The 26,090-nt window shown below is 60.8% G+C and carries 25 protein-coding genes and 1 tRNA gene; 15 read left to right on the top strand and 11 right to left on the bottom strand.

Going from position 1 to position 26,090, the window contains the following annotated elements; all coding sequences use genetic code 11:
• The 3 genes from RV1423_RS20395 to RV1423_RS28630 form a co-directional block, all read right to left on the bottom strand.
• Nucleotides 1-618 (bottom strand): transposase (locus RV1423_RS20395; RefSeq protein ID WP_034300660.1); only part of this gene is annotated, 618 nt, incomplete at its 3' end.
• Between the two features lie 140 nt (nucleotides 619-758).
• A complete protein-coding gene (locus RV1423_RS20390) occupies nucleotides 759-1,160 on the bottom strand; it encodes a VOC family protein (RefSeq protein WP_034300658.1) in 402 nt (133 codons plus the stop codon).
• Nucleotides 1,161-1,391: 231 nt separating this feature from the next.
• Nucleotides 1,392-1,835 carry a helix-turn-helix domain-containing protein gene (locus RV1423_RS28630; protein ID WP_051516815.1) on the bottom strand — a complete coding sequence of 148 codons (444 nt, stop codon included), beginning with the start codon at nucleotides 1,833-1,835 and terminating at the stop codon, nucleotides 1,392-1,394.
• Nucleotides 1,836-2,389: 554 nt separating this feature from the next.
• Between RV1423_RS28630 and RV1423_RS20375 the strand changes: the two genes are divergently transcribed.
• Nucleotides 2,390-2,683: a type II toxin-antitoxin system RelE/ParE family toxin gene (locus RV1423_RS20375; RefSeq protein WP_034300655.1), complete on the top strand. Its 294-nt coding sequence runs from the start codon at nucleotides 2,390-2,392 to the stop codon at nucleotides 2,681-2,683.
• Nucleotides 2,684-2,698: 15 nt separating this feature from the next.
• Nucleotides 2,699-3,004: an addiction module antidote protein gene (locus RV1423_RS20370; protein WP_197034973.1), complete on the top strand. Its 306-nt coding sequence runs from the start codon at nucleotides 2,699-2,701 to the stop codon at nucleotides 3,002-3,004.
• A 490-nt stretch (nucleotides 3,005-3,494) separates the two neighbouring features.
• Here RV1423_RS20370 and RV1423_RS20360 read toward each other — a convergent pair.
• Nucleotides 3,495-3,570: transfer RNA gene (locus RV1423_RS20360), tRNA-Thr, on the bottom strand.
• Nucleotides 3,571-3,729: 159 nt separating this feature from the next.
• Here RV1423_RS20360 and rarD point away from each other — a divergent pair.
• Entirely contained in the window at nucleotides 3,730-4,620 is an 891-nt protein-coding gene (gene rarD / locus RV1423_RS20355) for an EamA family transporter RarD (protein WP_034300653.1), read from the top strand.
• A 104-nt stretch (nucleotides 4,621-4,724) separates the two neighbouring features.
• Here rarD and RV1423_RS20350 read toward each other — a convergent pair whose 3' ends face one another.
• On the bottom strand, nucleotides 4,725-5,729 hold the full coding sequence (locus tag RV1423_RS20350; RefSeq protein ID WP_034300652.1) for a class 1 fructose-bisphosphatase: 1,005 nt from the start codon (nucleotides 5,727-5,729) through the stop codon (nucleotides 4,725-4,727).
• Nucleotides 5,730-5,787: 58 nt separating this feature from the next.
• Nucleotides 5,788-8,478: an aminopeptidase N gene (gene pepN, locus RV1423_RS20345; RefSeq protein ID WP_034300651.1), complete on the bottom strand. Its 2,691-nt coding sequence runs from the start codon at nucleotides 8,476-8,478 to the stop codon at nucleotides 5,788-5,790.
• A gap of 213 nt (nucleotides 8,479-8,691) precedes the next feature.
• Here pepN and RV1423_RS20340 point away from each other — a divergent pair, with 213 nt between their 5' ends.
• Nucleotides 8,692-9,351 carry a DUF4136 domain-containing protein gene (locus RV1423_RS20340; RefSeq protein ID WP_034300650.1) on the top strand — a complete coding sequence of 220 codons (660 nt, stop codon included), beginning with the start codon at nucleotides 8,692-8,694 and terminating at the stop codon, nucleotides 9,349-9,351.
• A 336-nt stretch (nucleotides 9,352-9,687) separates the two neighbouring features.
• Here the strand turns inward: RV1423_RS20340 and RV1423_RS20335 are convergent, their stop codons facing one another.
• Genes RV1423_RS20335 through RV1423_RS20315 form a run of 5 tightly spaced genes read right to left on the bottom strand, consistent with a single transcriptional unit; the run spans nucleotide 9,688 to nucleotide 15,839 of the window.
• On the bottom strand, nucleotides 9,688-9,849 hold the full coding sequence (locus RV1423_RS20335) for a hypothetical protein (RefSeq protein WP_155835186.1): 162 nt from the start codon (nucleotides 9,847-9,849) through the stop codon (nucleotides 9,688-9,690).
• A 14-nt stretch (nucleotides 9,850-9,863) separates the two neighbouring features.
• Nucleotides 9,864-10,838 carry a quinone oxidoreductase gene (locus RV1423_RS20330; protein WP_034300647.1) on the bottom strand — a complete coding sequence of 325 codons (975 nt, stop codon included), beginning with the start codon at nucleotides 10,836-10,838 and terminating at the stop codon, nucleotides 9,864-9,866.
• 28 nt (nucleotides 10,839-10,866) lie between these two features.
• The gene (locus tag RV1423_RS20325; protein WP_034300645.1) at nucleotides 10,867-11,784 is read right to left on the bottom strand and encodes a DMT family transporter; all 918 of its coding nucleotides are present in this window, start codon (nucleotides 11,782-11,784) and stop codon (nucleotides 10,867-10,869) included.
• A 38-nt stretch (nucleotides 11,785-11,822) separates the two neighbouring features.
• Nucleotides 11,823-14,321 carry a DEAD/DEAH box helicase gene (locus RV1423_RS20320; protein WP_034300643.1) on the bottom strand — a complete coding sequence of 833 codons (2,499 nt, stop codon included), beginning with the start codon at nucleotides 14,319-14,321 and terminating at the stop codon, nucleotides 11,823-11,825.
• 3 nt (nucleotides 14,322-14,324) lie between these two features.
• A complete protein-coding gene (locus RV1423_RS20315; RefSeq protein WP_034300641.1) occupies nucleotides 14,325-15,839 on the bottom strand; it encodes a helicase HerA-like C-terminal domain-containing protein in 1,515 nt (504 codons plus the stop codon).
• 168 nt (nucleotides 15,840-16,007) lie between these two features.
• Between RV1423_RS20315 and RV1423_RS20310 the strand changes: the two genes are divergently transcribed.
• The 11 genes from RV1423_RS20310 (at nucleotide 16,008) to RV1423_RS20260 (ending at nucleotide 26,081) form a co-directional block, all read left to right on the top strand.
• Nucleotides 16,008-16,733, top strand: a complete 726-nt coding sequence (locus tag RV1423_RS20310; RefSeq protein ID WP_034300639.1) for a YebC/PmpR family DNA-binding transcriptional regulator — start codon at nucleotides 16,008-16,010, stop codon at nucleotides 16,731-16,733.
• 41 nt (nucleotides 16,734-16,774) lie between these two features.
• Nucleotides 16,775-18,043 carry a phosphoribosylamine--glycine ligase gene (purD, locus tag RV1423_RS20305; RefSeq protein ID WP_034300636.1) on the top strand — a complete coding sequence of 423 codons (1,269 nt, stop codon included), beginning with the start codon at nucleotides 16,775-16,777 and terminating at the stop codon, nucleotides 18,041-18,043.
• A 172-nt stretch (nucleotides 18,044-18,215) separates the two neighbouring features.
• Nucleotides 18,216-19,058, top strand: coding sequence for a mechanosensitive ion channel family protein (locus RV1423_RS20300; protein ID WP_034300634.1), 843 nt, complete (start codon nucleotides 18,216-18,218; stop codon nucleotides 19,056-19,058).
• A 170-nt stretch (nucleotides 19,059-19,228) separates the two neighbouring features.
• Nucleotides 19,229-20,140 carry an oxygen-dependent coproporphyrinogen oxidase gene (hemF, locus tag RV1423_RS20295; protein ID WP_034300631.1) on the top strand — a complete coding sequence of 304 codons (912 nt, stop codon included), beginning with the start codon at nucleotides 19,229-19,231 and terminating at the stop codon, nucleotides 20,138-20,140.
• Nucleotides 20,131-20,814 carry a nicotinate-nucleotide adenylyltransferase gene (locus tag RV1423_RS20290; protein ID WP_034300629.1) on the top strand — a complete coding sequence of 228 codons (684 nt, stop codon included), beginning with the start codon at nucleotides 20,131-20,133 and terminating at the stop codon, nucleotides 20,812-20,814. Before hemF ends, RV1423_RS20290 begins: the two co-directional genes overlap by 10 nt.
• The gene (gene rsfS, locus RV1423_RS20285) at nucleotides 20,814-21,548 is read left to right on the top strand and encodes a ribosome silencing factor (RefSeq protein ID WP_034300627.1); all 735 of its coding nucleotides are present in this window, start codon (nucleotides 20,814-20,816) and stop codon (nucleotides 21,546-21,548) included. The genes RV1423_RS20290 and rsfS overlap by 1 nt, the downstream gene beginning before the upstream one ends.
• 17 nt (nucleotides 21,549-21,565) lie before the next feature.
• On the top strand, nucleotides 21,566-22,036 hold the full coding sequence (gene rlmH, locus RV1423_RS20280; RefSeq protein ID WP_034300625.1) for a 23S rRNA (pseudouridine(1915)-N(3))-methyltransferase RlmH: 471 nt from the start codon (nucleotides 21,566-21,568) through the stop codon (nucleotides 22,034-22,036).
• Between the two features lie 70 nt (nucleotides 22,037-22,106).
• A complete protein-coding gene (locus RV1423_RS20275; RefSeq protein WP_034300623.1) occupies nucleotides 22,107-22,724 on the top strand; it encodes a nucleoside triphosphate pyrophosphatase in 618 nt (205 codons plus the stop codon).
• Between the two features lie 61 nt (nucleotides 22,725-22,785).
• A complete protein-coding gene (gene rng / locus RV1423_RS20270) occupies nucleotides 22,786-24,258 on the top strand; it encodes a ribonuclease G (protein WP_034300621.1) in 1,473 nt (490 codons plus the stop codon).
• A 442-nt stretch (nucleotides 24,259-24,700) separates the two neighbouring features.
• Nucleotides 24,701-25,417, top strand: a complete 717-nt coding sequence (locus RV1423_RS20265) for a response regulator transcription factor (RefSeq protein WP_231502435.1) — start codon at nucleotides 24,701-24,703, stop codon at nucleotides 25,415-25,417.
• A 25-nt stretch (nucleotides 25,418-25,442) separates the two neighbouring features.
• Complete coding sequence (locus RV1423_RS20260; RefSeq protein ID WP_197034972.1) at nucleotides 25,443-26,081, top strand: GGDEF domain-containing protein; 639 nt, start codon at nucleotides 25,443-25,445, stop codon at nucleotides 26,079-26,081.
• The last annotated feature ends 9 nt before the right edge of the window (nucleotides 26,082-26,090 follow it).

The following is a 26,090-nucleotide window of genomic DNA, read 5'->3' as shown; positions in this document are numbered from 1 at the left end:
CTTGAGCGCCACGATATTCTCATGCAGTCGCGCTGTCGTGAGTTGCTTGCGTTCCGGCTCTTGGCGATCCGCCGTGTCGAGTGCGCTCAGATAGCGGTCGATACTCGCTGCAATCTCTTCCATGCGCCGTTGCAGTTTGGCGCTGGTGAAGTTGCGGTCGCGGTTGTTGATGGCCTTGAATTTGCTGCCGTCAATGGCCACCAGCGCTTCAGAGAAGAGGCCAAGCCGCTGGCATAACACGACGAACTGCCTGCATACATTGGAAATGGCACGGCCGTTGTCTTTGCGGAAGTTGGCGATGGTCTTGAAGTCTGGCGTCAAATGACCGGTCAGCCACATCAGTTCAACATTACGCTGCGCTTCCCGTTCCAGGCGACGGCTGGATTGAAGTCGATTGAGGTAGCCGTAGATGTAAATCTTGAGAAGCACTTCCGGGTGATAAGCGGGACGTCCGGTTTGTGCAGGCGTCGTCCCTGCGAAACCCATGTGCGCCAGGTCCAGTTCATCGACGAAGACATCGACTACACGAACCGGGTTACTGTCGGCGACGTAGTCGTCCAGTTGTTCGGGCAACAAGATACGTTGATGGCGATCCCGCCCTTCAATGAAGCGTTTCATCGGTGCACCTCGAACAGAGTCATCTGTTCGTGTGACATGGATTGCGGCAAATCGTTTACTTCAGATTAGAATAACGCTCTCTGGCGTTTTTACACAGCCTCGGCCAGAAGCAGCCATACGAACAAAACTCAACTTGTGCTTTATTGGCCCAGTCGAGCCTGCGCTTCGGCTGTCACCGGAGTAAAGAAATTAATCAGATTTCCATCCGGGTCCCGGAATAGCAGCGAGCGATTACCCCAAGGCATTGTGGTTGGCGCTTGAACTAAATATGGACCGATCACGACAGACAATCGCTGGAATTCCGCATCGACATCGCTTACGTGAAATTCGATAATCGCTGAGCGATTCTGTCCCTGGTTTGCGATCCCATCGCCGAAAAACTGGAGGGTGCGCGTGCTGCCCAGGGCCAGGACTGCATTTGGAGTTCTTAACTCGCAGAAGTCTTCTGTATATGTTTGAGCAGAACGATTGACAACGAGTTCGTAAAATTTCCGCAGTCGAGTAATGTCGGCGGTGATCAAGCGGATGGATACCAAATTCATGACGGCCTTTCTGGAGGCAATACGCCTCGGATGTGAGAGTCGTCGTTTTACGCGAGTGCTCCTGACAGCGTGGTGTCAGGAGTGTCCATCACAAGCTGCCTTGTGCGGCAGAGTCACTGAGCGAATTTCCCCGGCCCTGGCCATGGAAAGAGCGAGATACGCCAGACAGTATTTCCTCAGTTCTCGGCCGGAAGCCGGCGTTCCATTTTTTGTCGGGAACTGCCGGATAACTCAATACAGGGAATTGCGCACGGAAGTGTAATAACCTTCATCCATTTTTTGTGCAGCAGCAGCGTCGGCTCCGGTGAGCGCCGCTTTCATTTCGCCGGGCGATGGCACGCTGCGGCGATCGAGTCTTGAGGCGTCGCTCCATAACCTGGCACGATTGATTGCCTTGCCGCAGTGAAAAAGTACTTCGTCAATCGTCACCACAATTGCACATTTGGGTAACCGGCCCTTCTTCATCCGCCGCAATACAGACAACTTGAATTCGGCACTGTAATGCTCGTGCTTCTTGCTTAACCCCTTCAGGCCATGATGGCGATAACTTTGTACCCAGCGCCGGACCGTTCCGTGACCAACTCCGAACTCCTTTCCGACCGTTCTGGCATTGCCTCCCTTGCTCAGGTACTGCTTTACTACCTCATGCTTGAACTTCGTTTCGTATTTCGCCATGTAAAAACCCCAAAGGTTAGACTTTTGTCCAACTCTTTGGGGTCAGTTCACGATGCGGGCTTTTCTATCGGGGGATTCGAATTAACGCTATGTTCAGTTAGACGGCTTAAGAGTGAATTTCAAACGATTATGACGCAAGAGGCGATCACCACTAAAAAAACGCCTCGTGGGTGCGTCAAAATGCGTCAAAAACGATGCCCCTCTGTCTGGCATCAAAGCCAGGCCCGGCAGGTCTTGCCGACTGACGCATTTTTGAGTCAAAACAGCCCTATGTAACCGGCAGGCGCGGGGTGGGGGCAACTGAGCGCGCCAGCGTGAAATCGCCTTAAATATTTCATTTAGACAACATTTTTAGGCATCGCCATAGGCGACTCAGGACGGCCAAGGTAAGGCCCCGTGGCACTCGGCCTGCCTATATCTCCCTCGCCGGCATCCTTGTCGCCTTGCCCGGACGTTCTGCGTGAGTCCTTGCGCCCACTCCTTGGTCGCGGCAATCAAGGAAGAATTCAGGGCATCACTTTGACAATTTGTAATCGATCGATTACAATTACCTCATGTTCTCAATAAAATCACTCCCAGAATTCACGGCATGGCTCGACGGCCTGAAAGATTCCTCGGTTCGCGGCCTTGTCGTGGCGAGAATCAAAAGATTGGAGCGCGGACTCATGGGCGACGTTGAGCCTGTTGGCGAAGGCGTCTCGGAACTCCGCATTCATGTCGGGGCTGGATGGCGTGTGTATTTCACGCAGCGCGGCGCGCATGTGGTCGTGCTACTCGTTGGGGGCTCCAAACGTTCGCAAAAGAACGATATCAAGCGCGCTAAGGCGCTCGCAGCGATGTTGGATTAACGGAAGGAAATGACTATGACCAAACGAATTAAAGTTGACGATTTACCAGAATTCGACGCCGCACCTTATCTCGACAACGAGGAAGCCATTGCGGCCTACCTCACTGACATTCTGGAAGCGAACGACGCGGCTTTGCTGGCATCGGCACTTGGCGACATCGCGCGTGCTCGCGGCATGGGGGAAATTGCCAAGTCAGCCGGCATTACGCGCGAAGCACTCTACAAGGCGTTGCGCCCTGGCAGCGCCCCACGCTTCGACACGGTCAACCGTGTCTGTGCGGCGCTCGGCGTGCGCCTGGTAGCGCAAGCCGTGCATAGCTGATCGCGTGCGAATTTTCTACCGTCCTGCTCTGCGCCGCGCCGCCCGCTCCTTATCGTAGTCGTCGCGGCAATCCACATTGCAAAACAACATCTCCGGCGGCACGAGCTCGTCGCAGAAGTGGCAATGACAATCCGGCTCCAAGACCGGCCGCCGCAACACGGCGGCAAGGCTCTTGGCAGCGGTTGCAAAAATTCTCGAATCCCGCGATATCGGCGCAATCGAATTGCGACGCAAAATCAAAAGCACGACAGGCTTGCGCACTATTTATGCACGGACGTCGGGCCTGAAGACGGAAATCGAGGCGGCTCTCGCTTTGTGGTCAAAGAAAGCTGACCGACTGTTCTGCACTCGCAAGGGGACGCTGCTACAACGAAGCGCATCTATCACCGCAAACCGGAGCTTGTGCAGCCATTAAAAGAACAGGTAAATAACACAGGGGGCTGCAAATAGCATAAAGGGTTTCCGGCGCAAGCCGGAAACCCTTGTAAACTGGTGCTGATGAGAGGAATCGAACCTCCGACCTACTGATTACGAATCAGTTGCTCTACCAACTGAGCTACATCAGCGCGAGCGCTATTCTAGCAAAAAACAGGTTTCGCAGAGAACTTCCATCGAAAAACCTCCAGACCCCATGCTTTCCTGCTCCAATAACGAGCGACATCCCGCCTCTGAAGTTACAATCGCGGTCGCACTGTTTGTGCTCATGTTCATTACCACTTTTCTCCATGAATCATTCCGAAACGGCGCGCGGCATCGCTTTGTCGGTGACGGCGTCGACGCTGTTCGCCCTTCTTTCCGCCTATACCAGCCGGCTGGCGCCGCTCGACGGGCTCGATATCTTTGCCTGGCGCGTCTTGTGGACGCTGCCGGCGGTGGCTGTGCTGATCGTCTGGCGCCAGCATGGGCGGCAATTGCGCGATGCGGTTCTTGCATTGCTGCGCAGTCCCTGGCAAGCACTGCTCTTTGCGGCAATGACGGCGATGCTGGGGGTGCAGTTGTGGCTATTCTTGTGGGCGCCGCTGAACGGACGGGCGCTGGATGTGTCGCTGGGCTACTTCTTGCTGCCGCTGGCGATGGTGCTGATCGGACGCTTTTATTACGGCGAACGACTGGATGCGTGGCAGCGCATTGCTGTCGTGTGCGCCGTGGTCGGTGTGTTGCATGAATTGTGGATGACGCGGGCGTTTTCGTGGCCGACGATTGTGGTGGCCGCTGGATATCCGCCCTACTTCGTGATGCGGCGCCGCCTGAAGCTGGATTCGCTGGTGACGTTTACGATGGAGATGCTGTTGCTGACGCCGGTGGCGATATTCACGCTGTATGGCAGCGTGACGCTGCCGTCGGTGTGGCAACGGCCGGACATCTATCTGATGCTGCTGCCGGGGCTTGGCATACTGAGCACCGTCGCGATGGATTGCTTTCTGCGCGCGAGCAGGCTGCTGCCGATGGGATTGTTCGGGATCCTAGGTTATGTCGAGCCGATGCTGCTGGTGTTCGTGGCGCTCATCTTGCTGGATGAGTCGCTGACTTCAGCGCAGTTGTGGACCTATATCCCGATCTGGCTGTCGGTCGGTTTCACGGCGATCCATAGCGTGCGCCTGATGCAGCGGCGCTGAACGCATCCCGCCGCCGTCGCCGGGACGACGGCATAAGACACGAATGCAATGAAAAAGGGACTTGCCATGCAAGTCCCTTTTTTGTCCGGTCGGCAGACGCCTGCTTATTCCTTGTGATACCTGGTCACGCGTTCGACCTCGTTCTTCGATCCGAGGAAAACCGCGACGCGCTGGTGCAGCTTTTCCGGCTGGATGTCGAGGATGCGCTGGTCGCCGTTGGTGGCGGCGCCGCCGGCCTGCTCGACGATGAAGGCCATCGGGTTGGCTTCGTACATCAGGCGCAGCTTGCCTGGCTTGTCCGGTTCGCGTGCATCGGCCGGGTACATGAAGACGCCGCCGCGATTGAGGATGCGATGCACATCGGCCACCATGGAGGCGATCCAGCGCATGTTGAAATCCTTGCCGCGTGGGCCGGTGGATCCGGCCAGCATTTCGTCGACGTAGCGCTTGACCGGTGGATACCAGTGGCGCGCGTTGGAGGCGTTGATGGCGAATTCCTGAGTGTCGGCGGGAATCTGCATGTCGCGCTGGGTCAGCACCCAGGCACCCATTTCACGATCCAGCGTGAAGCAGTGCACGCCGTCGCCGGTGGTCAGCACCAGCACGGTTTGCGGGCCGTAGACGGCATAGCCGGCAGCGACCTGCTTGCAGCCCGGTTGCAGGAAATCCTTTTCCGACGGATCGCTCATGCCCTCCGGCGCCTTCAGCACCGAGAAGATGGTGCCGATGGACACGTTGACGTCAATGTTGCTGGAGCCGTCCAGCGGATCGAACATCAACAGGTATTCGCCCTTGGGATAACGGTTGGGGATAAGATGGATGGTCTCCATTTCTTCCGACGCCATGCCGGCCAGGTGGCCGCCCCATTCGTTGGCTTCGAGCAGGATTTCGTTGGAGATGACATCCAGCTTTTTCTGCACTTCGCCCTGCACGTTCTCGCTGCCGGCGCTGCCCAGCACTTCGCCCAGCGCGCCCTTGCCGACGGCGTGGCTGATGCTCTTGCAGGCGCGGCCGACGACTTCGATCAGCAGGCGCAGTTCGGACGGGATCTTGTTGTGCAGGCGCTGCTGCTCGATCAGGTGTTGGGTGAGACTGATGCGTTTGGTCATGATGCTCTTTCTAAAAAAACGATTCGCGATTCTTTGCAATCCATTATGGCGCGACGGATCAGTTCGCCAGCGCCTTGGTGATCACCTCTGCGACGTCGCGCGACAGCTTGGGCGTGTCGGCGACCTGTTGCAAGGCGTTGCGCATTCTTTCCTGCAGGGCCGGCGCGTACTTGCGCCAGCGGTCCAGGCTGCGCGCCAGGCGGGCGGCAACTTGCGGGTTGCTGCCGTTGAGCGCGATGACTTGCTCGGCCCAGAAGGCGTAGCCGCTGCCGTCAAGCGCGTGGAAGGCCGACGGGTTGCCGTTGCAGAAGCTGAAAATCAGGCTGCGCGCCCGATTCGGGTTCTTCAGGGTGAAGGCCGGATGTTGCGCCAGCGCGCGTACGGTCTCGACGTCGGCGGTGCGCGCGGTGGCTTGCAGCGTAAACCACTTGTCGATGACCAGCGCCTCCTGCTCGAACTCGCTGTAGAAAGCTTGCAGCGCCTTGCCCTTGCCTGCGGCGCGGCTGTTGGTCAGCGCGGCGAGCGCAGCCAGGCGGTCGGTCATGTTGTTGGCGCCGTCGCATTGCTTTTGCGCCAGCGCGTGGGATTGCTCGTCGTCGAGTTCAGCCAGGTAGGACAGCACGACGTTCTTCAACGCGCGCTTGCCGGAAGCCGCGGCATCGGGGCTGTAGGCGCCGCCGGCCAGATTGGCCTTGTAGACGCTCAGCAAGTCGGCGCGCAGCTCTTTGGCCAGCGTGCGGCGCAGGAACTGGCGCGCGGCGTGGATGGCTTGCGGGTCGATGACTTCCATTTGCTCGGCGATCATGGTTTCCGACGGCAGGGTCAGCACCAATTCGCGGAAGGCCGGGTCGAGCGAGGCGTCGTTGAGCGTCGCGCGCAAGGCGTCGGTCAGCGCATTGTCGTGTTGCAGGTTGCCGAGCACGGCATCGACCGAGACCACATGTCCCGACTGGCGCGCGGCCTGCACCGCGATGGTCAGGTTGAGCAGGCGGCGCGTGGCGAGGCGCTGGCCGGCTTCCCAACGGTTGAACGGATCGCTGTCGTGCGCCATCAGGAAGGCCAGCTCGGCGTCGCTGTATTCATATTCCAGCACCACCGGCGCGGAGAAGCCGCGCAAGATCGACGGCACCGGTTTCTCGGCGACGTTGACGAAGGTGAAGGTCTGCTTTGCCTGCGTCAGTTCCAGCACGCGCGTAGTCGGCTTCCCTGACTTCTCGCCGGCCAGCATCAGCGCGAGGTCCCTGCCCTTGCGGTCGAGCAGGCCGACGGCGACGGGGATATGGAACGGCAGCTTTTTCTTCTGGCCCGGCGTCGGCGGACAGGATTGTTCCAGCGTCAGTTCCACCGTCTTGTTCTTCGCATCGTAACGCATCGACGCTGCGACGTGCGGCGTGCCGGCCTGGCTGTACCAACGCTCGAATTGCTTGAGGTCGCGCCGGTTGGCGTCGGCCATGGCCGCGCGGAAATCGTCGCAGGTCACGGCCTGGCCGTCATGGCGCTTGAAGTACAGGTCCATGCCCTTGCGGAAGCCCTCGCGGCCGAGCAAGGTCTGGTACATGCGCACCACTTCCGCGCCTTTTTCATAGACGGTGACGGTGTAAAAATTATTGATCTCGACGAAGGAGTCTGGGCGCACCGGATGCGCCATCGGACCGGCGTCTTCAGGAAACTGCGCCTGGCGCAGCACGCGCACGTCGTCGATGCGCTTGACCGTGCGGCCGCTGTCGCTGCCGATCATGTCGGCGGAAAACTCCTGGTCGCGGAAGACGGTGAGGCCTTCCTTGAGCGACAACTGGAACCAGTCGCGGCAGGTGACGCGGTTGCCGGTCCAGTTGTGGAAATATTCATGGCCGACCACGGCTTCGATATTGGCGTAATCGACATCGGTCGCGATGCGCGGGTTGGCCAGCACGAACTTGGTGTTGAAGATGTTGAGCCCTTTGTTTTCCATCGCGCCCATGTTGAAATCGCCGACGGCGACGATCATGAAGCGGTCCAGGTCCAGCTCCAGGCCGAAGCGTTCTTCGTCCCAGCGGATGCTGTTCTTGAGCGAATCCATGGCGTGCTGGGTCTTGTCGAGGTTGCCTGCTTCCACCCACACTTGCAGCAGGACTTCGCGGCCCGACTTGAGCCTGAACTTCTCTTCCTGGCAGACCAGCTTGCCGGCCACCAGCGCGAACAAATAGGACGGTTTCTTGAACGGGTCTTCCCATTTGGCGTAGTGACGGCCGTCTCCGAGGTCGCCCTCTTCGACGAGGTTGCCGTTGGACAGCAGCACCGGATATTGCTTCTTGTCGGCGCGCAGCATCACGGTGTACTTGCCCATCACGTCGGGACGATCGGGGAAATAGGTGATCTTGCGGAAACCTTCGGCTTCGCACTGGGTGAAGAAATTGCCGTTGGAAACGTACAAACCCATCAGCGAGGTATTGCGCTGCGGGCGCGTGGTCGTCTCAATTTCCAGCGTGACCTTGGCCGGCGCGCCGGGAATGCGCAGGATGCCGCCTTGCACACGATAGTCACGCGAGGTCAGTATGTTGCCGTTCAGGCGCAGTTGCACCAGTTCAAGCTCTTCGCCGTACAATTCGATGTCGCGGCCGGCGGCGGCCGGATTGCGTTGCATGACGATGCGCGTGGCAACGCGAGTCAGTTCGGGCGCAAGATCGAAGCCCATTTCGACAGTGTCGACAAAATAGGTCGGCGCGGCGTAGTCTTTGCGGTAAATCGTCGGAGGCGTATCGGTGCGCATGGAGGATATCCCGGAAAAAGGAAGCAATAGGAACAAAACACGATTTTACCAATCAACCGTAGGGCCTGTTGCCATTTAATTTGGAACCCTTCGAGAACGGCTGCTGGCCCCGGGATAGGCAGAAAACGGCGAGAGTAATAGCCGGATGCATTTCACCGAAGCCTGAAGCCTATTATTTATTTTTATCGATCTGCCGGATCATCTGGAGACATCATGAAACGCTTGCTCGGCATCATCTTCGCCGCATGCACCATCCTTCTTGCGGGATGCGCCAGCACCATCAGCAGCGACGTTACCGCTTTCCACGCCTGGCCTGCCGACCTGAAGGACAAGTCCTTCGTCTTTACGCCGACCAGAGACCAGGAAGGCAGCCTCGAATATCGCAACTACGAGCAACTGATCCGCGCAGAATTGCTGCGCCTGGGCTTTGCCGACGCCGTGAGCGCCAAAACCGCGAGACTGAAGGTCGCATTCAGCTACGGCATGCAGGCCGGCACCGTGGTGGTGACCGAGCCGGCTTACGATCCGTTCTGGTACGGTCCGGGCTGGCATCGTTCGTGGGGGCCGTGGGGACCGGGACCGTTCTACGATCCGTTCTGGTCGCCGCCGATGCAGACCACGACTTTCCCGGTATTGCAGCGTCGCCTGTACCTGACCATCACGCGCGCCGACAACGACCAGAAGCTGTATGAAGTCACGGTCGACAGCGAAGGCCGCGAAGCGACGTTGCCGATGGCCATGCCTTACATGGTGCGCAGCGCGTTTTCGGATTTCCCCGGCCCCAGCGGCGTGTCGCGCCACGTCGAGCTGAAGCTGGACAAGCCGAAGGCGTCCGCAACAGTTGCGCCAGCGGCACCGGCCAACCCTAGTTGATCAGTTTTTCATCGTGCACGATGGCGGTGATGTCGACGTAGCTGAGACTGGCCGAGCAAGATGCTCTATTCGGTCACGCCGGTTTCAGCGCTTGCCGCACTGAAGACGGCAATCAGCAGACAAGCCGGGAACGCGGGCAAGCAAATGCGTTTCCACAATGCGTTTGACATAACTCCCCCCTACTCAGAATGTCCCATCTTGATTAAATGTCGCCATGTTGCCTTGATGACAATCAACAATACGCTCTGAAGTGAGGAAATTGATATCTTTTGTAACTGTGCCCGCCGCCCGATCCCGGCCGGTCGGCCGAAACGGGCCGTGAAGGACTGTCGCGGTTCAGGAATAGAACGCTTCGCTGCCGAAGGTAATGGCGACGATGATCAGTACGGCCAGGATCAGGACCAGCAGCAGCCGGCCGAACTTGGGCGTGCCGTCAACGCCGGCAGGCTGCTCGTCGGGATGATTCATCGGATTTTCACCGGAGTCGGAGTTATTCACGGTCGCTCGCTTGTTCAAGGAATCAAGATGGTGGAGCCGGTGGTCTTGCGGTCTTCCAGATCGCGGTGCGCCTGGGCGACATCCTTCAGGGCGTAGCGCTGGTTGATGTCGATGTTGACCTTCTTGCTCTCGACCATGGCGAACAGGTCGCCGGCCGTGGCATTGAGCGCCTCGCGCGTGGCGACGTAGTTGCCCAGCGACGGCCGCGTCAGGAACAGCGAGCCGCGCGAAGCCAGTTCATTCACGCCGAACGGCGTCACCGGGCCCGACGCGTTGCCGAAGCTGACCATCATGCCGCGCGGCGACAGGCAGTCGAGCGAACCGATGAAGGTATCCTTGCCGATCGAGTCGTACACCACCGGCACGCCTTTGCCGCCGGTGAGTTCCTTGACGCGTTCGACAAAATTCTCGGTCTTGTAATTGATCACGTGAGTGCAGCCCGCAGCCTTGGCCAGCGCGGCTTTCTCTTCCGTGCTGACGGTGCCGATCACGGTCACGCCCAGCGCCTTGGCCCATTGGCAGGCGATCAGGCCGATACCGCCGGCGGCGGCGTGCAACAGGATGGTCTCGCCGCCCTTGAGCGGATAGGTCTGGCGCAGCAGGTATTGCACCGTCATGCCTTGCAGCATCATGGCGGCTGCCGTGTCGAAGCTGATCGAATCGGGCAGCTTGACCAGAATGTCGGCCGGCATCACGCGCGCTTCCGCATAAGCGCCGTTGGGACGGCCGGCATAGGCGACGCGATCGCCGGCCTTGAAGTCGGTCACGCCGGCGCCGACGGCTTCGATGGTGCCGGCGGCTTCCTGGCCGAGGCCGTTCGGCAGCGGCTGCGGATACAGGCCGGAGCGGAAATAGACGTCGATGAAATTCAGGCCGCAGGCGGCGTGGCGGATACGGACTTCGCCGGGGCCGGGATCGCCGACTTCGACATCGACATATTCCATGACTTCCGGTCCGCCGGTCTTGAACATTCTGATTGCTTTTGTCATTTCGGTCTCCTGGATGGCGATTGAAAGGCTAAGTTTTTTTACGCGACAGCAAATAAATTCCCGACAGCACCAGCGCCGTGCCGATCAACTGGATCGCCGTGATCGGTTCGTCCAGCAATATGGCGCCGAGAAACAGCGTCGACACCGGCCCCACCAGTCCGGCCTGCGCGGCACTGGGCGCGCCGATGCGGGCCACCGCGATCATGGTCAGGAACACCGGCAACACCGTGCAGAACACCGCATTGATCAGCGACAACTGATACACCTCGATCGGCTGCACCAGAGCGGAGGCCGGGCGCAGGATGAAGAACTGCAGGATGCAGGCGACCGACGATACGCACATGGCGTACGCCACCAGCCGCATCGCGCCGACGCGGCGCACCAGCTCGCCGGAGAAGATCAGGTACAAGGCATAGGACATCGCCGCGCCCAGCACCAGCGTGCTGCCGAGCACAACGTTGCCGCCGCCGGCGTTGATGTCGTGCTGCAGCACCAGCGCGGTGCCCAGATAGGACACCAGCAGCGCGCCCCATTCCACCAGGCTGACCTTGCGCTTGAAGAACGTGAAGGAAATCAGCAGCACGAACGACGGCGTCAGGAACAGGATCAGCCGCTCCAACCCGGCCGAGATGTATTGCAGGCCGAGGAAGTCGAGGAAGCTCGACAGGTAGTAGCCGATCAGGCCGAGAAAGACGATCTTCGCATAATCGCGCGAGGCCAGCGGCGGCGAGTTGCGCGCCTGCCAGACCGCCACGACGGCGAACATCGGGAACGAAAACATCATGCGCAAGCTGATCACCATGACGGCATCGACGTGATAGCGATACATCAGCTTGGCAACGATGGCCTTGGCGGAAAAGAAAACGGCGCCGACGACAGCGATCAGCAAACCGCCGAGGTAGGCCTGGCGTTTGGAAAGATTGGGGGAGAGTGTGGCGGAAGACATCGCATGATTGTAAACGCTCCCGGCATAGCGTGCCGAAGCTATGCCGCGCTCAACGGCGCAATCAACGCGTTCAACTCGGCGGCGCCGAATTTGGGCGCAATCGCCCGGTCGCTGCCCAGCACGCCTTCGGCCAGCACCGACTTACGCTCCTGGAGTTCGAGAATGCGCTCTTCGATGCTGCCTTCGACGATCAGCTTGTAGACCAGCACCGCCTGCTCCTGCCCGATCCGATGGGCGCGCGCGATGGCCTGCTCTTCCACGGCGGGATTCCACCACGGGTCGATCAGGATCACGGTGTCGGCCGCGGTCAGGTTGAGGCCGATGCCGCCGGCCTTGAGACTGACCAGCAGGATGGGAACGTCCTTGCGCTGGAATTGCGCCACCACGTCCCCGCGCCGCGCCGACGGCGTCTTGCCGGTCAGCGACAGCCACGGCAATTGCAGGGCGTCGAGTTCGGTTTCGATCAGATCGAGCATTTCGGTGAACTGCGAAAACACCAAGATGCGGCGGCCTTCCGCCGCCAGCGAGGGCAACATGTCGCGCAACATTTCCATCTTGGCGCGCTCGATGGTCTTGGATGCCTTGTCGCCCTTCAGAAGCAGCGGGTCGCAGCAAACCTGGCGCAGCTTGAGCAAGGCATCCATGATGGTGATCTGCGAGCCGGTGAAGCCGCGCCGATCCAGCGCCCGGCGCACCTGCTTGTCGGCCGCCACGCGCACGCTTTCATACAGATCGCGCTGCACGCCCTGCAGCCGCAGCAATTTGACCGCGACGGTCCGCGCGGGCAACTCGGCGGCGACGTTTTCCTTGCGGCGGCGCAGGATGAAAGGACGCACCCGCGCCGCCAGCAACTGCGCGCGCAGGGCGTCGCCGTTTTCTTCGATGGGCTTGCGCCACAGGCGCGCGAAGGTGGTCGCATCGCCCAGGAAACCCGGCATCAGGAAATGGAACTGCGTCCACAATTCGCCGAGATGATTTTCCATCGGCGTGCCGGTCATGCACACGCGATGCCGCGCGCGCAGGCGACGCACCGCGCCGGCGCTGCGCGCCAAGGCATTCTTGACGGTCTGCGCTTCATCGAGGATCAGCAGGTGGAACTGCTGGCGCATCAGCGCGTCGAGGTCGCGCCACACCAACGGATAGGTGGTGAGAACGATGTCATGGCCGGCCATCGCGGCGAAGTCGTCTTCACGCTCCGGTCCTTGCAGGGCCAGCACGCGCAAGCCGGGCGCCATGCGTTTCGCCTCGGCCTGCCAGTTGAACACCAGCGAAGTCGGCAACACCACCAGCGCCGGGCAGTCGAGCCGGCCGGCCTGTTTTTCGATGAGGATATGCGCCAGCATCTGCGCAGTCTTGCCCAGCCCCATGTCATCGGCCAGGATGCCGGCGAGATTATGTTCGCGCAGATATTGCAGCCAGGCCACGCCATGCAACTGATACGGACGCAAGGTCACGCCCAGTCCCGCAGGCGGCGCCACCGGCGGCGGTTCGCCGGCATTGCGCAGACGCTGCGCCAGCGCGCGCAAGCCGGCATCGGCATCGAGATGCAGAGCGCCGCCGCACATCGCCTCGCTTGCGCCGAGGCGCAGGCACATGTCTTCGAGACGGCCGGCGTCCCATGACGACAGGCGCAGCACGCCGTCCTTGCGGCGCGGATCGGCCAGCAAGTCGAGCATGGCGGCAACGATGATCTTGAGCGGCGCGGCCGGGGCATCGACGCGCTTGCCGCCGGGCGCGCGCAGCGAGATGAGGGCAAGGTCGTCGATCGCGGCGATCTTGGCCAGGTCCGCCCAGCGCGCATCGCGTCGCAACAGGTCGGCCAGCATCGGCGCCAGGTCGAAGAATTGCCCGTCGATCTCGATGCCCATGGTCAGCAGCCACCAGGCCGCGCGCCCGGGTCCGCCGATATCGCCGATGACCATGTTGCGCCCCTGCTGCAAGGCGCTCGCCACTTCCTTGCCCAGCACCGCCCCGGATTCGGGACTGACGATCAGGCGCCAGGCTTCGACCGGCACGCTTTCGTGCGCGAAACCGGGACGCACGACGATCTGCCAGCCCTGCTGTTGCAGTTCCGGCACCCGGTCGGCCCAGAAATCGCCGAAACCGTTTTCCAGCAGCAGCGACCACAGCGGCTCATGCAGCGTCGCCATCTCCGCCGCGCGCCATTGCAGCGCATCCGGCGGCAACGGCAGCAGACCGACGGCCTGGATGGCTTCAAGCGCATCGGCTTCGGCGTGCAGGTCGCGGCGCATGACGACTTGCCGTCCTTGCGGATCGAACAGGAGTTGCGTGGCGGCGGCACTTTGGTCCATGAGGCTGGTTTGCGCGGCGGTTTCCCACCGCAGGCCTGCTCCGGCCTGATAGGTCCAGTCGACTTGCGCGACCGTGACGTTGCCGCCGCGCGGACCGAACAGGCCGCCCGGACGCAAGCCGAGCACGCCGTCGCCGCGCGTGAGCGTATGCAGCGTCAGGCGCGGACGAAAGCGGCCCGGCACTTCAGACGGCCGGTCTGAGGAGCGATCCCCGGATGCCGCCATCGATCAGCGTTTCTTGAGCAGGGATCCCAGCACGCCGCGGATGATTTCACGGCCGACTTGCGAGCCGATGCTGCGCGCTGCGGATTTGACCATGGCTTCGACCGGCGATTCGCGACGGCTATTGCCGCCTGCGCTGTTGCCAAAAATACCGCCGGCGGCGTCCTTGAGCAGATCCCCCAGGCCGCCGCCGGAAGACGCGGGGCCGGCCGGCACGGTGGCAGGCGCGCCGTCCGGTTGCCGGGCGGCGCGGCCCTTGAGTTTTTCATAAGCGGATTCGCGGTCGACGACTTTTTCGTAAACGCCGGCCACCACCGACGCCGCGATGAAGGCCTTGCGCTCGTCGTCGGTGATCGGCCCGATCTGCGAGCCCGGCATCAGGATGTAGGCGCGCTCGACCACGTTCGGACGGCCCTTCTCGTCGAGGAAAGACACCAGCGCTTCGCCCACCCCGAGTTCGGTGATCGCCGTCGCGGTATCCAACTGCGGATTGGCGCGGAAGGTTTCGGCGGCGGCCTGCACCGCCTTCTGATCGCGCGGCGTGTAGGCGCGCAAGGCGTGCTGTACACGGTTGCCGAGCTGGCCGAGCACGGTATCGGGAATATCCAGCGGATTTTGCGTGACGAAGAATACGCCGACGCCCTTGGAACGGATCAGGCGCACCACCTGCTCGATCTTTTGCAGCAGCGGCTTGGGCGCTTCGTCGAACAGCAGATGCGCCTCGTCGAAAAAGAACACCAGTTTGGGCTTGTCGAGGTCGCCGACTTCGGGCAGGTGCTCGAACAGTTCCGACAGCATCCACAGCAGGAAGGTGGAATACAGACGCGGCGCATTGAGCAGCTTGTCGGCGGCAAGGATGTTGATCACGCCCTTGCCTTTGGCGTCGGTCTGCATCCAGTCTTCGATATTGAGCATCGGCTCGCCGAAGAACTTGTCGCCGCCCTGCTCCTCGATGCCGATCAGGCCGCGCTGGATGGCGCCGATGCTGGCGGCGGAAATGTTGCCGTATTCGGTCTTGAAGGTCGCCGCATTGTCGCCGACGTGCTGCAGCATGGCGCGCAGGTCCTTGGTGTCGAGCAGCAACAGGCCGTTGTCGTCGGCAATCTTGAACACCAGTTGCAGCACGCCTTCCTGGGTGTCGTTCAGGTTCAGCATGCGCGCGATCATCAGCGGCCCCATGTCGGAAATCGTCGCGCGCACCGGATGGCCTTTTTCGCCGAAGACGTCCCAGAACGTCACCGGCAGCGCTTCCCAGGACGGCTCGTCCAGGCCCAGCGTGGCCAGGCGCTCCTTGCCCTTGGCCGACAGCGCGCCTGCCTTGGACAAACCCGACAGGTCGCCTTTGACGTCGGCCATGAACACCGGCACGCCGATATCGGACAGCGCCTGCGCCACCACTTGCAAAGTGACGGTCTTGCCGGTGCCGGTGGCGCCGGTGATGCAACCGTGGCGGTTGACCAGATTGGGCAGCAGGACCAGTTCCTGAGTCTGATTCTTGGCGATGGAAAGTGGATTGATCATAATAGGAAATCGATAAAAGGAAGGCCCGCTGGTGGGCTTGGGGGTCGGACGATATGGTAAAATTCTCGGTCGATTATAACTAGAACCCCCTTCGTCAATTTGCGAATTTCAGTGACTTTCGCAACCATCCGGGCGAAGCGCGTTCCATCAAGGCAGGAAAGATTCATCATGGCTGGACACAGCAAATGGGCCAATATTCAGCATCGTAAAGGCCGTCAGGACGAAAAGCGCGGCAAGATCTGGACGCGCCTGATCAAGGAAATCACCGTCGCGGCCCGCATGGGCGGCGGCGATCCGGACGCCAACCCGCGCCTGCGCCTGGCGATCGACAAGGCCGCCGACGCCAACATGCCCAAGGACAACGTCACCCGCGCCATCCAGCGCGGCACCGGCACCCTGGACGGCGTCAACTACGAAGAGGTCCGCTACGAAGGCTACGGCATCAACGGCGCGGCCATCATCGTCGATTGCATGACCGACAACCGCATCCGCACCGTGGCCGAAGTGCGCCACGCGTTTTCCAAATTCGGCGGCAACATGGGCACCGAAGGTTCGGTGTCGTTCATGTTCAAGCATTGCGGCCAGTTGTTGTACGCGCCGGGCACGGATGAAGACGCCGTCATGGAAGCCGCGCTCGAAGCCGGCGCCGACGACGTCATCACCGACGACGAAGGCGGCATCGAAGTGCTGACGCCGCCCAACGATTTCGCCAACGTCAAGGCAGCGATGGAAAAAGCCGGCTTCAAGGCCGAAATGGCTGAAATCATCATGAAGCCAGCCACCGAAACCGTCTTCACCGGCGACGACGCCGTCAAGATGCAAAAACTGCTCGACGCCCTGGAAAACCTCGACGACGTGCAGGAAATCTACAGCAATGCCGTGATCGAACAATGATCGCGGCATAAGTCGGCCAACTTACTTATCAGTCCACTCCCATGAAAATTCTCGTTGTTGGCTCCGGCGGTCGTGAACACGCACTGGCCTGGAAAATCGCCCAATCGCCCCGCATCCAGACCGTCTACGTCGCGCCGGGCAACGGCGGCACCGCGCTTGACGCGCGCCTGGAGAACGTCGCGATCACCGATCTCAACGAGCTCGCCGATTTCGTCCAGAAAGAACACGTCGCGCTGACCGTGGTCGGTCCCGAAGTCCCGCTGGCGGCCGGCATCGTCAACCTGTTCCGCTCCCGCGGCCTGAAGATCTTCGGACCGACCAGGGAAGCAGCGCAACTGGAAAGCTCGAAAGATTTTTCCAAAGCCTTCATGAAGCGCCATGCGATCCCGACCGCCGAATACCAGACCTTCTCCGACGTCAAGGCCGCGCACGATTATGTCGCGCAAAAAGGCGCGCCGATCGTGATCAAGGCCGACGGCCTGGCAGCCGGCAAAGGCGTGGTCGTGGCAATGACACTGGAAGAAGCGCACGGCGCCGTGGACATGATGCTCTCGGACAACAAGCTCGGCGACGCCGGCGCGCGCGTGGTCATCGAAGAATTCCTGGCCGGCGAAGAAGCCAGCTTCATCGTCATGGTCGACGGCAAGAACATCCTGCCGCTGGCCACCAGCCAGGACCACAAGCGCCTGCAAGACAACGACCAGGGCCCGAACACCGGCGGCATGGGTGCCTACTCGCCCGCCCCGATCGTGACGCCGGCGCTGCACGCGCGCGTGATGCGCGAAATCATCGTGCCCACCGTGCAGGGCATGGCCAAGGACGGCATTCCGTTTTCCGGTTTCCTCTACGCCGGCCTGATGATCGACGACAAGGGCAATCCGAAGACGCTGGAATTCAACTGCCGCATGGGCGACCCGGAGACGCAGCCGATCATGGCGCGCCTGAAGACCGATCTGCTGACCGTGATGGAACATGCGGTCCAGGGCACGCTCGACACCATCGAGCTGGAATGGGACCGTCGCACCGCGCTGGGCGTGGTGATGGCGGCTGCCGGTTACCCCGATGCGCCGCGCAAGGGCGACCTGATCACCGACATCCCTGCGGAAACCGCCGACTGCATCACCTTCCACGCCGGCACGACATTGAACGGCGACAAGCTGACCACGTCGGGCGGCCGCGTGCTGTGCGTGGTGGGCCTGGGCGACAGCGTCAAGGTCGCGCAAAAACAGGCTTACGCAGCCGCCGACCTGATCCATTTCGAAGGCGCCCAACTGCGTCGCGATATCGGCTGGCGCGCGCTCAAACGCTGATCCGCACGATCACACGAGACGGACTCGGCAAAAACCTCGCAAGACCCAGGTTTTGCGAGGTTTTTTGCTTTCTATCCGCCTGTTTTGCATAAAATCGCAATAAATCTGCAACAAAAAGAACCGGCAAGCAACTAACGCCGGTCAAAGTCTCGAATGCAAGGAAGGACAACGCATGCAACAACATCTGCTCAACCTGGATACCCTGATCAATCTCTATCTCGTGCCGTTCGGACTGAAAGTGCTGGCCGCGCTGGTCATCTGGTTCGTCGGCGGCATGCTGATCGGCACCTTCGCCAAAGTGGTGCGGCGCGTGCTGACCCTGCGCCAGTTGGAGCCTACGCTGGTGAATTACGCCATTTCCGCCATCCATGTACTCCTGCGCGTGCTGCTGGTGATGGGCATCCTCGAAGTCTGCGGGGTGCCGACCACCTCGTTCGCCGCCATGATCGGCGCGGTCGGCGTGGCGCTGGGCGTGGCCTGGTCGGGCCTGCTGTCGAACTTCGCGGCGGGAATCTTCCTGGTGGTGCTGCGTCCGTTCAAGGTCGGCGACTACATCACGGCGGCAAGCCAGACCGGCACGGTGACCGATATAGGCCTGGTGACCACGACCATACTCACCGACAACAATCTGCGCGTGATCATCGGCAACAACAAGCTGTTCTCCGACATCATCACCAACTACAACATCCACCCGACGCGCCGCGTCGACTTGCGCTGCCAGATCGCCTATGGCGTCAGTCCTGCCGAGGCGATTGCGCGCCTGACCGCCAAGGTCTCGCAGATCCCGAATGTGCTGGTCGACCCGCCGGTCGCCGTGGTGATCCTGGAATTCAACGCCAGCGGCACCTTGCTGGCGGTGCGCCTGTATGCATCGACGCCGAATTTCGGCCAGGTCTACAACGACACCAACCAGGCCATCGCGCAAACCTGCGCCGAAGCCGGCTGGCCGGCGCCTGCAACGTACCAGGTCAGCGTCGCCAATACCGTTGCCAATCCACCCACACCGCAAGGCTGAACCGGCCTGAACCCGCCTGAATCGCCTCCAAAGGCCGCCCCGCAGCCGCCAAAACGGCTGCGGGCTACCCGCTGACGACGCCGTCAGGGTACAATCGCGGGGGTAATTTTCCAGCGTGACATCAAAACAGAACGCAGAACGACATCCACGCCCCTACCGATCGACGCGCCGTGACATCAACCGCACATTCCTCCTCTACCGTTAAAGCCTATCTGCAAGACCTCCAGCAACGCATCGTCGCGGCGCTGGAAAATGTCGACGGCAAATCCTTCCTGACCGATTCCTGGGAACGTCCCGAAGGCGGCGGCGGAACCTCGCGCATCGTCGAAGAAGGCAATGTGCTGGAGCGCGGCGGCGTCGGTTTTTCGCACGTCATGGGCAAGAGCCTGCCGCCTTCGGCCGCCGCCAACCGCCCGGAAATCGCCGGCCGCGAATGGGAAGCCATGGGCGTGTCGCTGGTGCTGCATCCGCGCAACCCCTATGCGCCGACGGTGCACATGAACGTGCGCTTCTTCACCACCAAAGCCGAGGGCCAAGAGCCGGTGTGGTGGTTCGGCGGCGGCATGGACCTGACGCCGTACTACGGCTTTGCCGACGATGCCGTGCATTTCCACCGCACTTGCCGCGACGCGCTGGCGCCGTTCGGCGACGGCCTGCATGCGCGCTTCAAGAAGTGGTGCGACGACTATTTTTACCTGAAGCACCGCAAGGAAGCACGCGGCGTCGGCGGCATTTTCTTCGACGATTTCAATACGCTGCCGTTCGAGGACAGCTTTGCATTGATCCGCAGCGTCGGCGACCGCTTCCTCGACGCCTACCTGCCGATCCTGCAACAGCGCAAGGACTTGCCGTACGGCCAGCGCGAGCGCGACTTCCAGGCCTACCGGCGCGGGCGCTATGTGGAATTCAACCTGGTCTTCGACCGCGGCACGCTGTTCGGCCTGCAATCGGGCGGACGCACCGAGTCGATCCTGATGTCGATGCCGCCGCTCGCCGCATGGCGCTATGACTGGCAGCCCGAAGACGGCAGCCCTGAATCGAAGCTGTATACCGATTTCCTGCCGCACAAGGAATGGATCTAGTGGCGGCCGCTCTGCCCGTGCAGGCCAGGCGCTGCATCGCCATTCTCGGCGGCAGCTTCGATCCGGTGCATAATGGCCACGTCGCGCTGGGCCAGCATTTCGTCGAGTTGCTGCGGCCCGACGAGTTGCGCGTCATTCCCACCGGCAATCCCTGGCAAAAGCATGGCCTGCAAGCCACGCCGGCGCAGCGGGTGGACATGGTCAGGCTGGCGTTCGACCACGAACACGTTCCCGTGGTCATCGACCAGCAGGAAATCCGCCGCGCCACCGCGACCTACACCATCGACACCCTGAAGGCCTTGCGGGCCGAGCTGGGACCGGCGGTGTCGATCGTGTTCCTGATGGGCGCCGACCAGCTCCAGCATCTGGATACCTGGCAAGGCTGGCAACAACTATTCGACTACGCTCACCTGTGCGCGGCGTCGCGTCCCGGCTTCGGCATCGACGCCAGCCAGGTGCCGGACGTGGTCATGCAGGAATTCACGCGCCGTGCAGGCACTGAAAAGGAAATACGCACCACCTCGCACGGCAAAGCCTATCTGGCATCCAGTCTCGACGTCGACATCTCGTCGACCGAGATCCGCTCCTTGCTGCAACGCGGCGAAAGACCGGAGTCGCTGATCCCGGCGAGGGTGCTAGACTATATCGAACAACATCATCTCTATCAAAACTAATGGATATCAAAAAACTGCAAACCGCCGTCGTCGACGCGCTGGAAGACGTCAAAGCCCAGGACATCAAGATTTTCGACACCACGCACCTGACCAGCCTGTTCGACCGCGTGGCGATCGCCTCGGGCACGTCCAACCGGCAAACCAAGGCGCTGGCGTCGTCGGTGCGCGACAAGATCAAAGCCAAGGGCGGCCATGTCCTCAGCATCGAAGGCGAAGACACCGGCGAATGGGTGCTGGTCGACCTCGGCGACATGATCGTCCACATCATGCAGCCGGCGATCCGCGCCTACTACCGCCTGGAAGAAATCTGGGGCGACAAGGAAGTGAAGATGGGCGCCGCCAAGCGCGTCGCCTCCACCGCTGCCGCCAAGAAAGCAGCCGAAGACGAAACGCCGACCAAGATCCGCCGCACCCGCGCGCAAGCCGAGGCGGTTGAAGCCAGCCAGGCGATCGACGACGAAGCACCGAAGAAGCCGGCACGCAAGCCGCGCGCCACGTCGGTCACCACCGACGCCAAGCCCGCGCCGAAAACCACACGCACGCCACGTGCATCGACCACGCTCAGCGCCGCCAAGAACAAGGCTGCTGCTGGTACCGGCGCTGCCGTCAAGCGCAAGGCGCCAGCTAAAAAAGCGGTCGGCACGACCGTCAAGGTCGCCATGCCAAAAAGCGCCATTGCGTCGAAGAAAGCGGCCGCCGCCAAGCGTCCGGCACGTCCAAAAGCCAAGGCCTGACCCCGGTAGCGTGAGCCATGCAGCTCATCATCACCGCCGTCGGCCACAAAATGCCGGGCTGGATAGAATCGGGATTTAACGAATACACCAAGAGAATGCCGGCCGAGTGCCGGATTCTTTTGAGAGAAATCAAACCGATAGAACGCTCCGGCAGCAGGACCGCAGAAACCGTGATGTCGCAGGAACGCAGCAAGATCGAAGCGGCCCTGCCGAAAGGCGCGCGCATCGTCGCGCTGGACGAACGCGGCAAGGACATCACCACCATGCAGTTGTCGCAGTACCTGACGCAGTGGCAACAGGACGGGCGCGACGTCGCCTTCGTCATCGGCGGCGCCGACGGCCTCGATCCCGGCATCAAGGCCAATGCCGACATGCTGGTGCGCATTTCCAGCCTGACGCTGCCGCACGGCATGGTGCGCGTGCTGCTGGCCGAACAGTTGTATCGTGCGTGGTCGATCACGCAGAATCATCCGTACCACCGCGTGTAAGATCATTGTTCTATTAGCAAGCGTATCGGCAGGGTATTGCCGATACCCTGATCGATACTGAGAAGTGTTCATGAAACTTGCTGACAAAAAAATCTACCTTGCCTCCAAAAGCCCGCGCCGGCGCGAACTGCTGCGCCAGATCGGCATCGATTTCGAGTTGCTGCTCAATGACAGGGAAGTCGACGAACAAGTCCTGCCCGACGAAAAACCCGCGACTTACGTCGCCCGCGTCACGCGCGACAAGCTGATCAGCGCACGCCAGACCATGCTGTACCGGCAGTTGCCGATGCGCCCCATCCTTGCGGCCGACACAACAGTCGTGGTGGACGACCTGATCCTCGGCAAACCGGCCGACGTCAGGGAAGCCGTCGACATGATCACGCGCCTGTCCGGCCGCACGCACCAGGTGCTGACCAGCGTTGCCGTGGCGTTCCAGGAACAGATGTGGCAAATCACGCAATACTCCGACGTCGCCTTCGAGACGCTGACCGACGACATGATCCGCGCCTATTGCTCGACGCAGGAGCCCTATGACAAGGCCGGCGGCTACGGCATCCAGGGACTGGCGTCGATCTTCATCAGGCACATTGCCGGCAGCCATTCCGGCATCATGGGCCTGCCGCTGTTCGAGACGGCGCAACTGTTGCAACAAGCCGGCATGCGCATCCTGCCGGCGGCGACGCTGTAAGTCGCCGCCGGCCCGGCCGCCCCGCTCATCCCAGCATTCATATTTTTAGGGTCACCAGACCATGAACGAAGACATCCTGATCAACATCACGCCGCAGGAGACGCGCGTTGCGCTGATCCTGCAAGGCGCGGTGCAAGAGCTGCATATCGAGCGCACGCTGTCGCGCGGCCTGGCCGGCAACATCTACCTCGGCAAGGTGGTGCGCGTGCTGCCCGGCATGCAATCCGCCTTCATCGACATCGGCCTCGAACGCGCCGCCTTCCTGCACGTGGCCGACATCTGGGAAGCCAAGCCGCACGACGGCCAGCATAGCCAGAATGCGCCGCAGATCCCGATTGAAAAACTGCTGTTCGACGGCCAGACCGTCACGGTGCAAGTGATCAAGGATCCCATCGGCACCAAGGGCGCACGGCTGTCGACGCAGATATCGATCGCCGGCCGCATGCTGGTCTACCTGCCGCAAGACAAACACATCGGCATCTCCCAGCGCATCGAAAACGAGGCCGAACGCGAACAACTGCGCAGCAAGGTGCAAAACCTGCTGCCGCCGGAAGAAAAAGGCGGCTTCATCATCCGCACCATGGCCGAGGACGCCACCGACGCCGACCTCCAGATGGACGTCGAATACCTGCGCAAGACCTGGGCCAGCATCATCGCCCAGACCAAGACCAAGCCCGCGCCGACGCTGATGTACCAGGACCTGAGCCTGGCCCAGCGCGTGCTGCGCGACTTCGTCGGCGACCACACCTCCAGCATCCAGGTCGACTCGCGCGAAAACTTCCAGATGCTGCAGGAGTTCGGCGCACTGTACACGCCGTCGGTGCTGCCCAAGCTGATGCACTACCGCGGCGAACGGCCGCTGTTCGACCTGTACGGCGTCGAGGAAGAAATCGAACGCGCGCTGGGACGCCGCGTCGACCTCAAGTCGGGTGGCTACCTGATCGTCGACCAGACCGAGGCGATGACCACGATCGACGTCAACACCGGCAGCTTCGTCAACGGCCGCAACTTCGACGACACCATCTTCAAGACCAATCTCGAAGCAGCACACGCCATCGCGCGCCAGCTACGCCTGCGCAATCTGGGCGGCATCATCATCCTCGACTTCATCGACATGGAGAACCTGGAACACCGCGGCGCCGTGCTGGCGGAACTGAACAAGGCCTTGCAGCGCGACCGCACCAAGATCTCGGTCTCCGGCTTCTCGACGCTGGGCCTGGTGGAAATGACGCGCAAACGCACGCGCGAATCGCTGGCGCACATCCTGTGCGAAACCTGCCCGGCCTGCAAAGGCAAAGGCCAGGTCAAGACCTCGCGTACGGTCTGCTACGAAATCCTGCGCGAAGTGCTGCGCGAAGCCAAACAATTCAACCCGCGCGAATTCCGCATCCTGGCGGCGCAAATGGTGGTCGACATGTTCCTCGAGGAAGAATCCCAGCATCTGGCGATGCTCGGCGACTTCATCCAAAAGCCGATTTCGCTGCAGGTGCAGACGGATTATCAGCAGGAACAGTACGACATCATCCTGATGTAGCGGCATGACAGCGCCGGCGAACCAAAAGGAAACCGGCCTGCCCTCTTTGGTATTGTCCGGCATCCACGGCCGCCGGCTTTCCTGACATCCGTCGTTCAGCCGGCGGCCCTCATTCCGGCATCTGCCGTGCATCAAAGCGCTCCTTTCCGCGAATCCCCGTCCCCCTGTGCAAGGCATAAGCCGCCTGCCGCAGCGTACGCTCGTCCCCGGCAGGCAGGATACGATCCGCCATCACACCGGGCTTCGATTCCGCCTCTATTTCTGCGACTTTTTGTGAACCTTTCCGAAAAAAAAGTCTGTATAAATGTGATTAAAAATTCAATAACAAATGAGTTCCATGTAACTTTTGATGTTATTGGAGGCACAGGATGGGTTTTGAATAGTCATTGATCTATCGTCAGGTCGATGCTCTTTGTAATTGGCTGCGGGGGCAAAGAGTTTGGTGAGTCTTTTAATAGCAGAGAAGCACGAAGATTGGCGGAAAACTTTGGTCAACTACCTAACTGAACGAGGAATTGCAGTTCGCTCCGCCTCATCGATTTCAGAAATGAACGAAGAACTTCAAAAAAAAAAGATTACTATTCTGATGCTCGACATGCGCTTTCGGGACGGCGCGATGCACTCGGAAGTATTCCAGCTCCGACAGCGATTTCCACTGATGGGCATCGTTGCCGTCACGGAGAAATTCCTTCCCGACGATCACGTGCAGGCGCTTAAAGACGGCGCCGATCATGTCCTGTCCAAACCTCTCAGTCTTCCCATCTTGTCGGCCACGATCGAGGCGCTGTCTCGTCGGCTCGAAATCAGCGCCCTCCCCGTAGGAGAAAAAAAGACCATCTGGAAGTTCGACCGGAAATCAGGAACACTGGCCGGCCCCACGAATATCAAGGTGACCTTCTCGGACCGGGAGAGCGCGCTGCTGACGGCGCTTTTGCTGAGTCCGTACTTTCCCATCAGTACGGACCGCCTGTTGCGAATCCTGAATATCTCCTCGGACATCTACGATCCGCATCGGATCGACACCATCATTTATCGCGTCAGAAAGAAGCTCGACAAGGTGAAACCGGTTCCCTTTGAAATCCGGAACATCTACGGACAAGGATATATTTGCATTCGCACGGACACGGAATCAGATATTTATGTGTGGGATGGACATTAACTCAATCACGTCGTGCACAACGGTCATGGTTCCACTGATTTCCGGAGTAGTGCTGCTTGCCTCCTTTTTCTATTGGAGGCATCGTCTCGGCATCGCCCAAGAGACCATTCGCCTGCTGGAAGAAGCCAACCAGGTGCTGCAAGAGCTTGCGCTGCACGACAAACTGACCGGCTTGCCCAATCGGGGACTGTTCGAAGACCGGCTGCAACAGGCGATAGAAAAAGCCTCCAGGGCGGAATCGCAATTCGCGATCCTGTTCATCGACCTGGACGGCTTCAAACTCGTGAACGACGCCTATGGCCATGACATCGGCGACATGTTGCTGATCGAGGTTGCCAACCGGTTTCGTCATGTCATCAGGGACGAAGATACCGTGGCAAGATTGGGCGGCGACGAATTCATCGTCCTGGTGCAAATTACCGATCCCGGAAACGCTGTCCTTGTCGCCGACAAACTCATTGCCGCCATTAGCGAGCCGTTCATCCTGGGGCAAAAAAACATCCGCATCTCGGCCAGCGTGGGAAGCGCCGTCTATCCGGTGGATGGAACCACGCTGCATGACTTGATAAAAAGAGCGGACGACGCCATGTACGGCATCAAACGCATCGGCCGCAACGGCGCCGCCCTGCCGTCGGAGCCGCTCGACAGCCTGGCGTTGAAATAAGCCCACGGA

It is taken from the genome of Herbaspirillum sp. RV1423 (genome assembly GCF_000577615.1).
Classification (GTDB): Bacteria; Pseudomonadota; Gammaproteobacteria; order Burkholderiales; family Burkholderiaceae_D; genus Herbaspirillum.
Note: the sequence above shows the minus strand (reverse complement) of the source record. Positions and strands in the feature narration are given on the sequence as shown.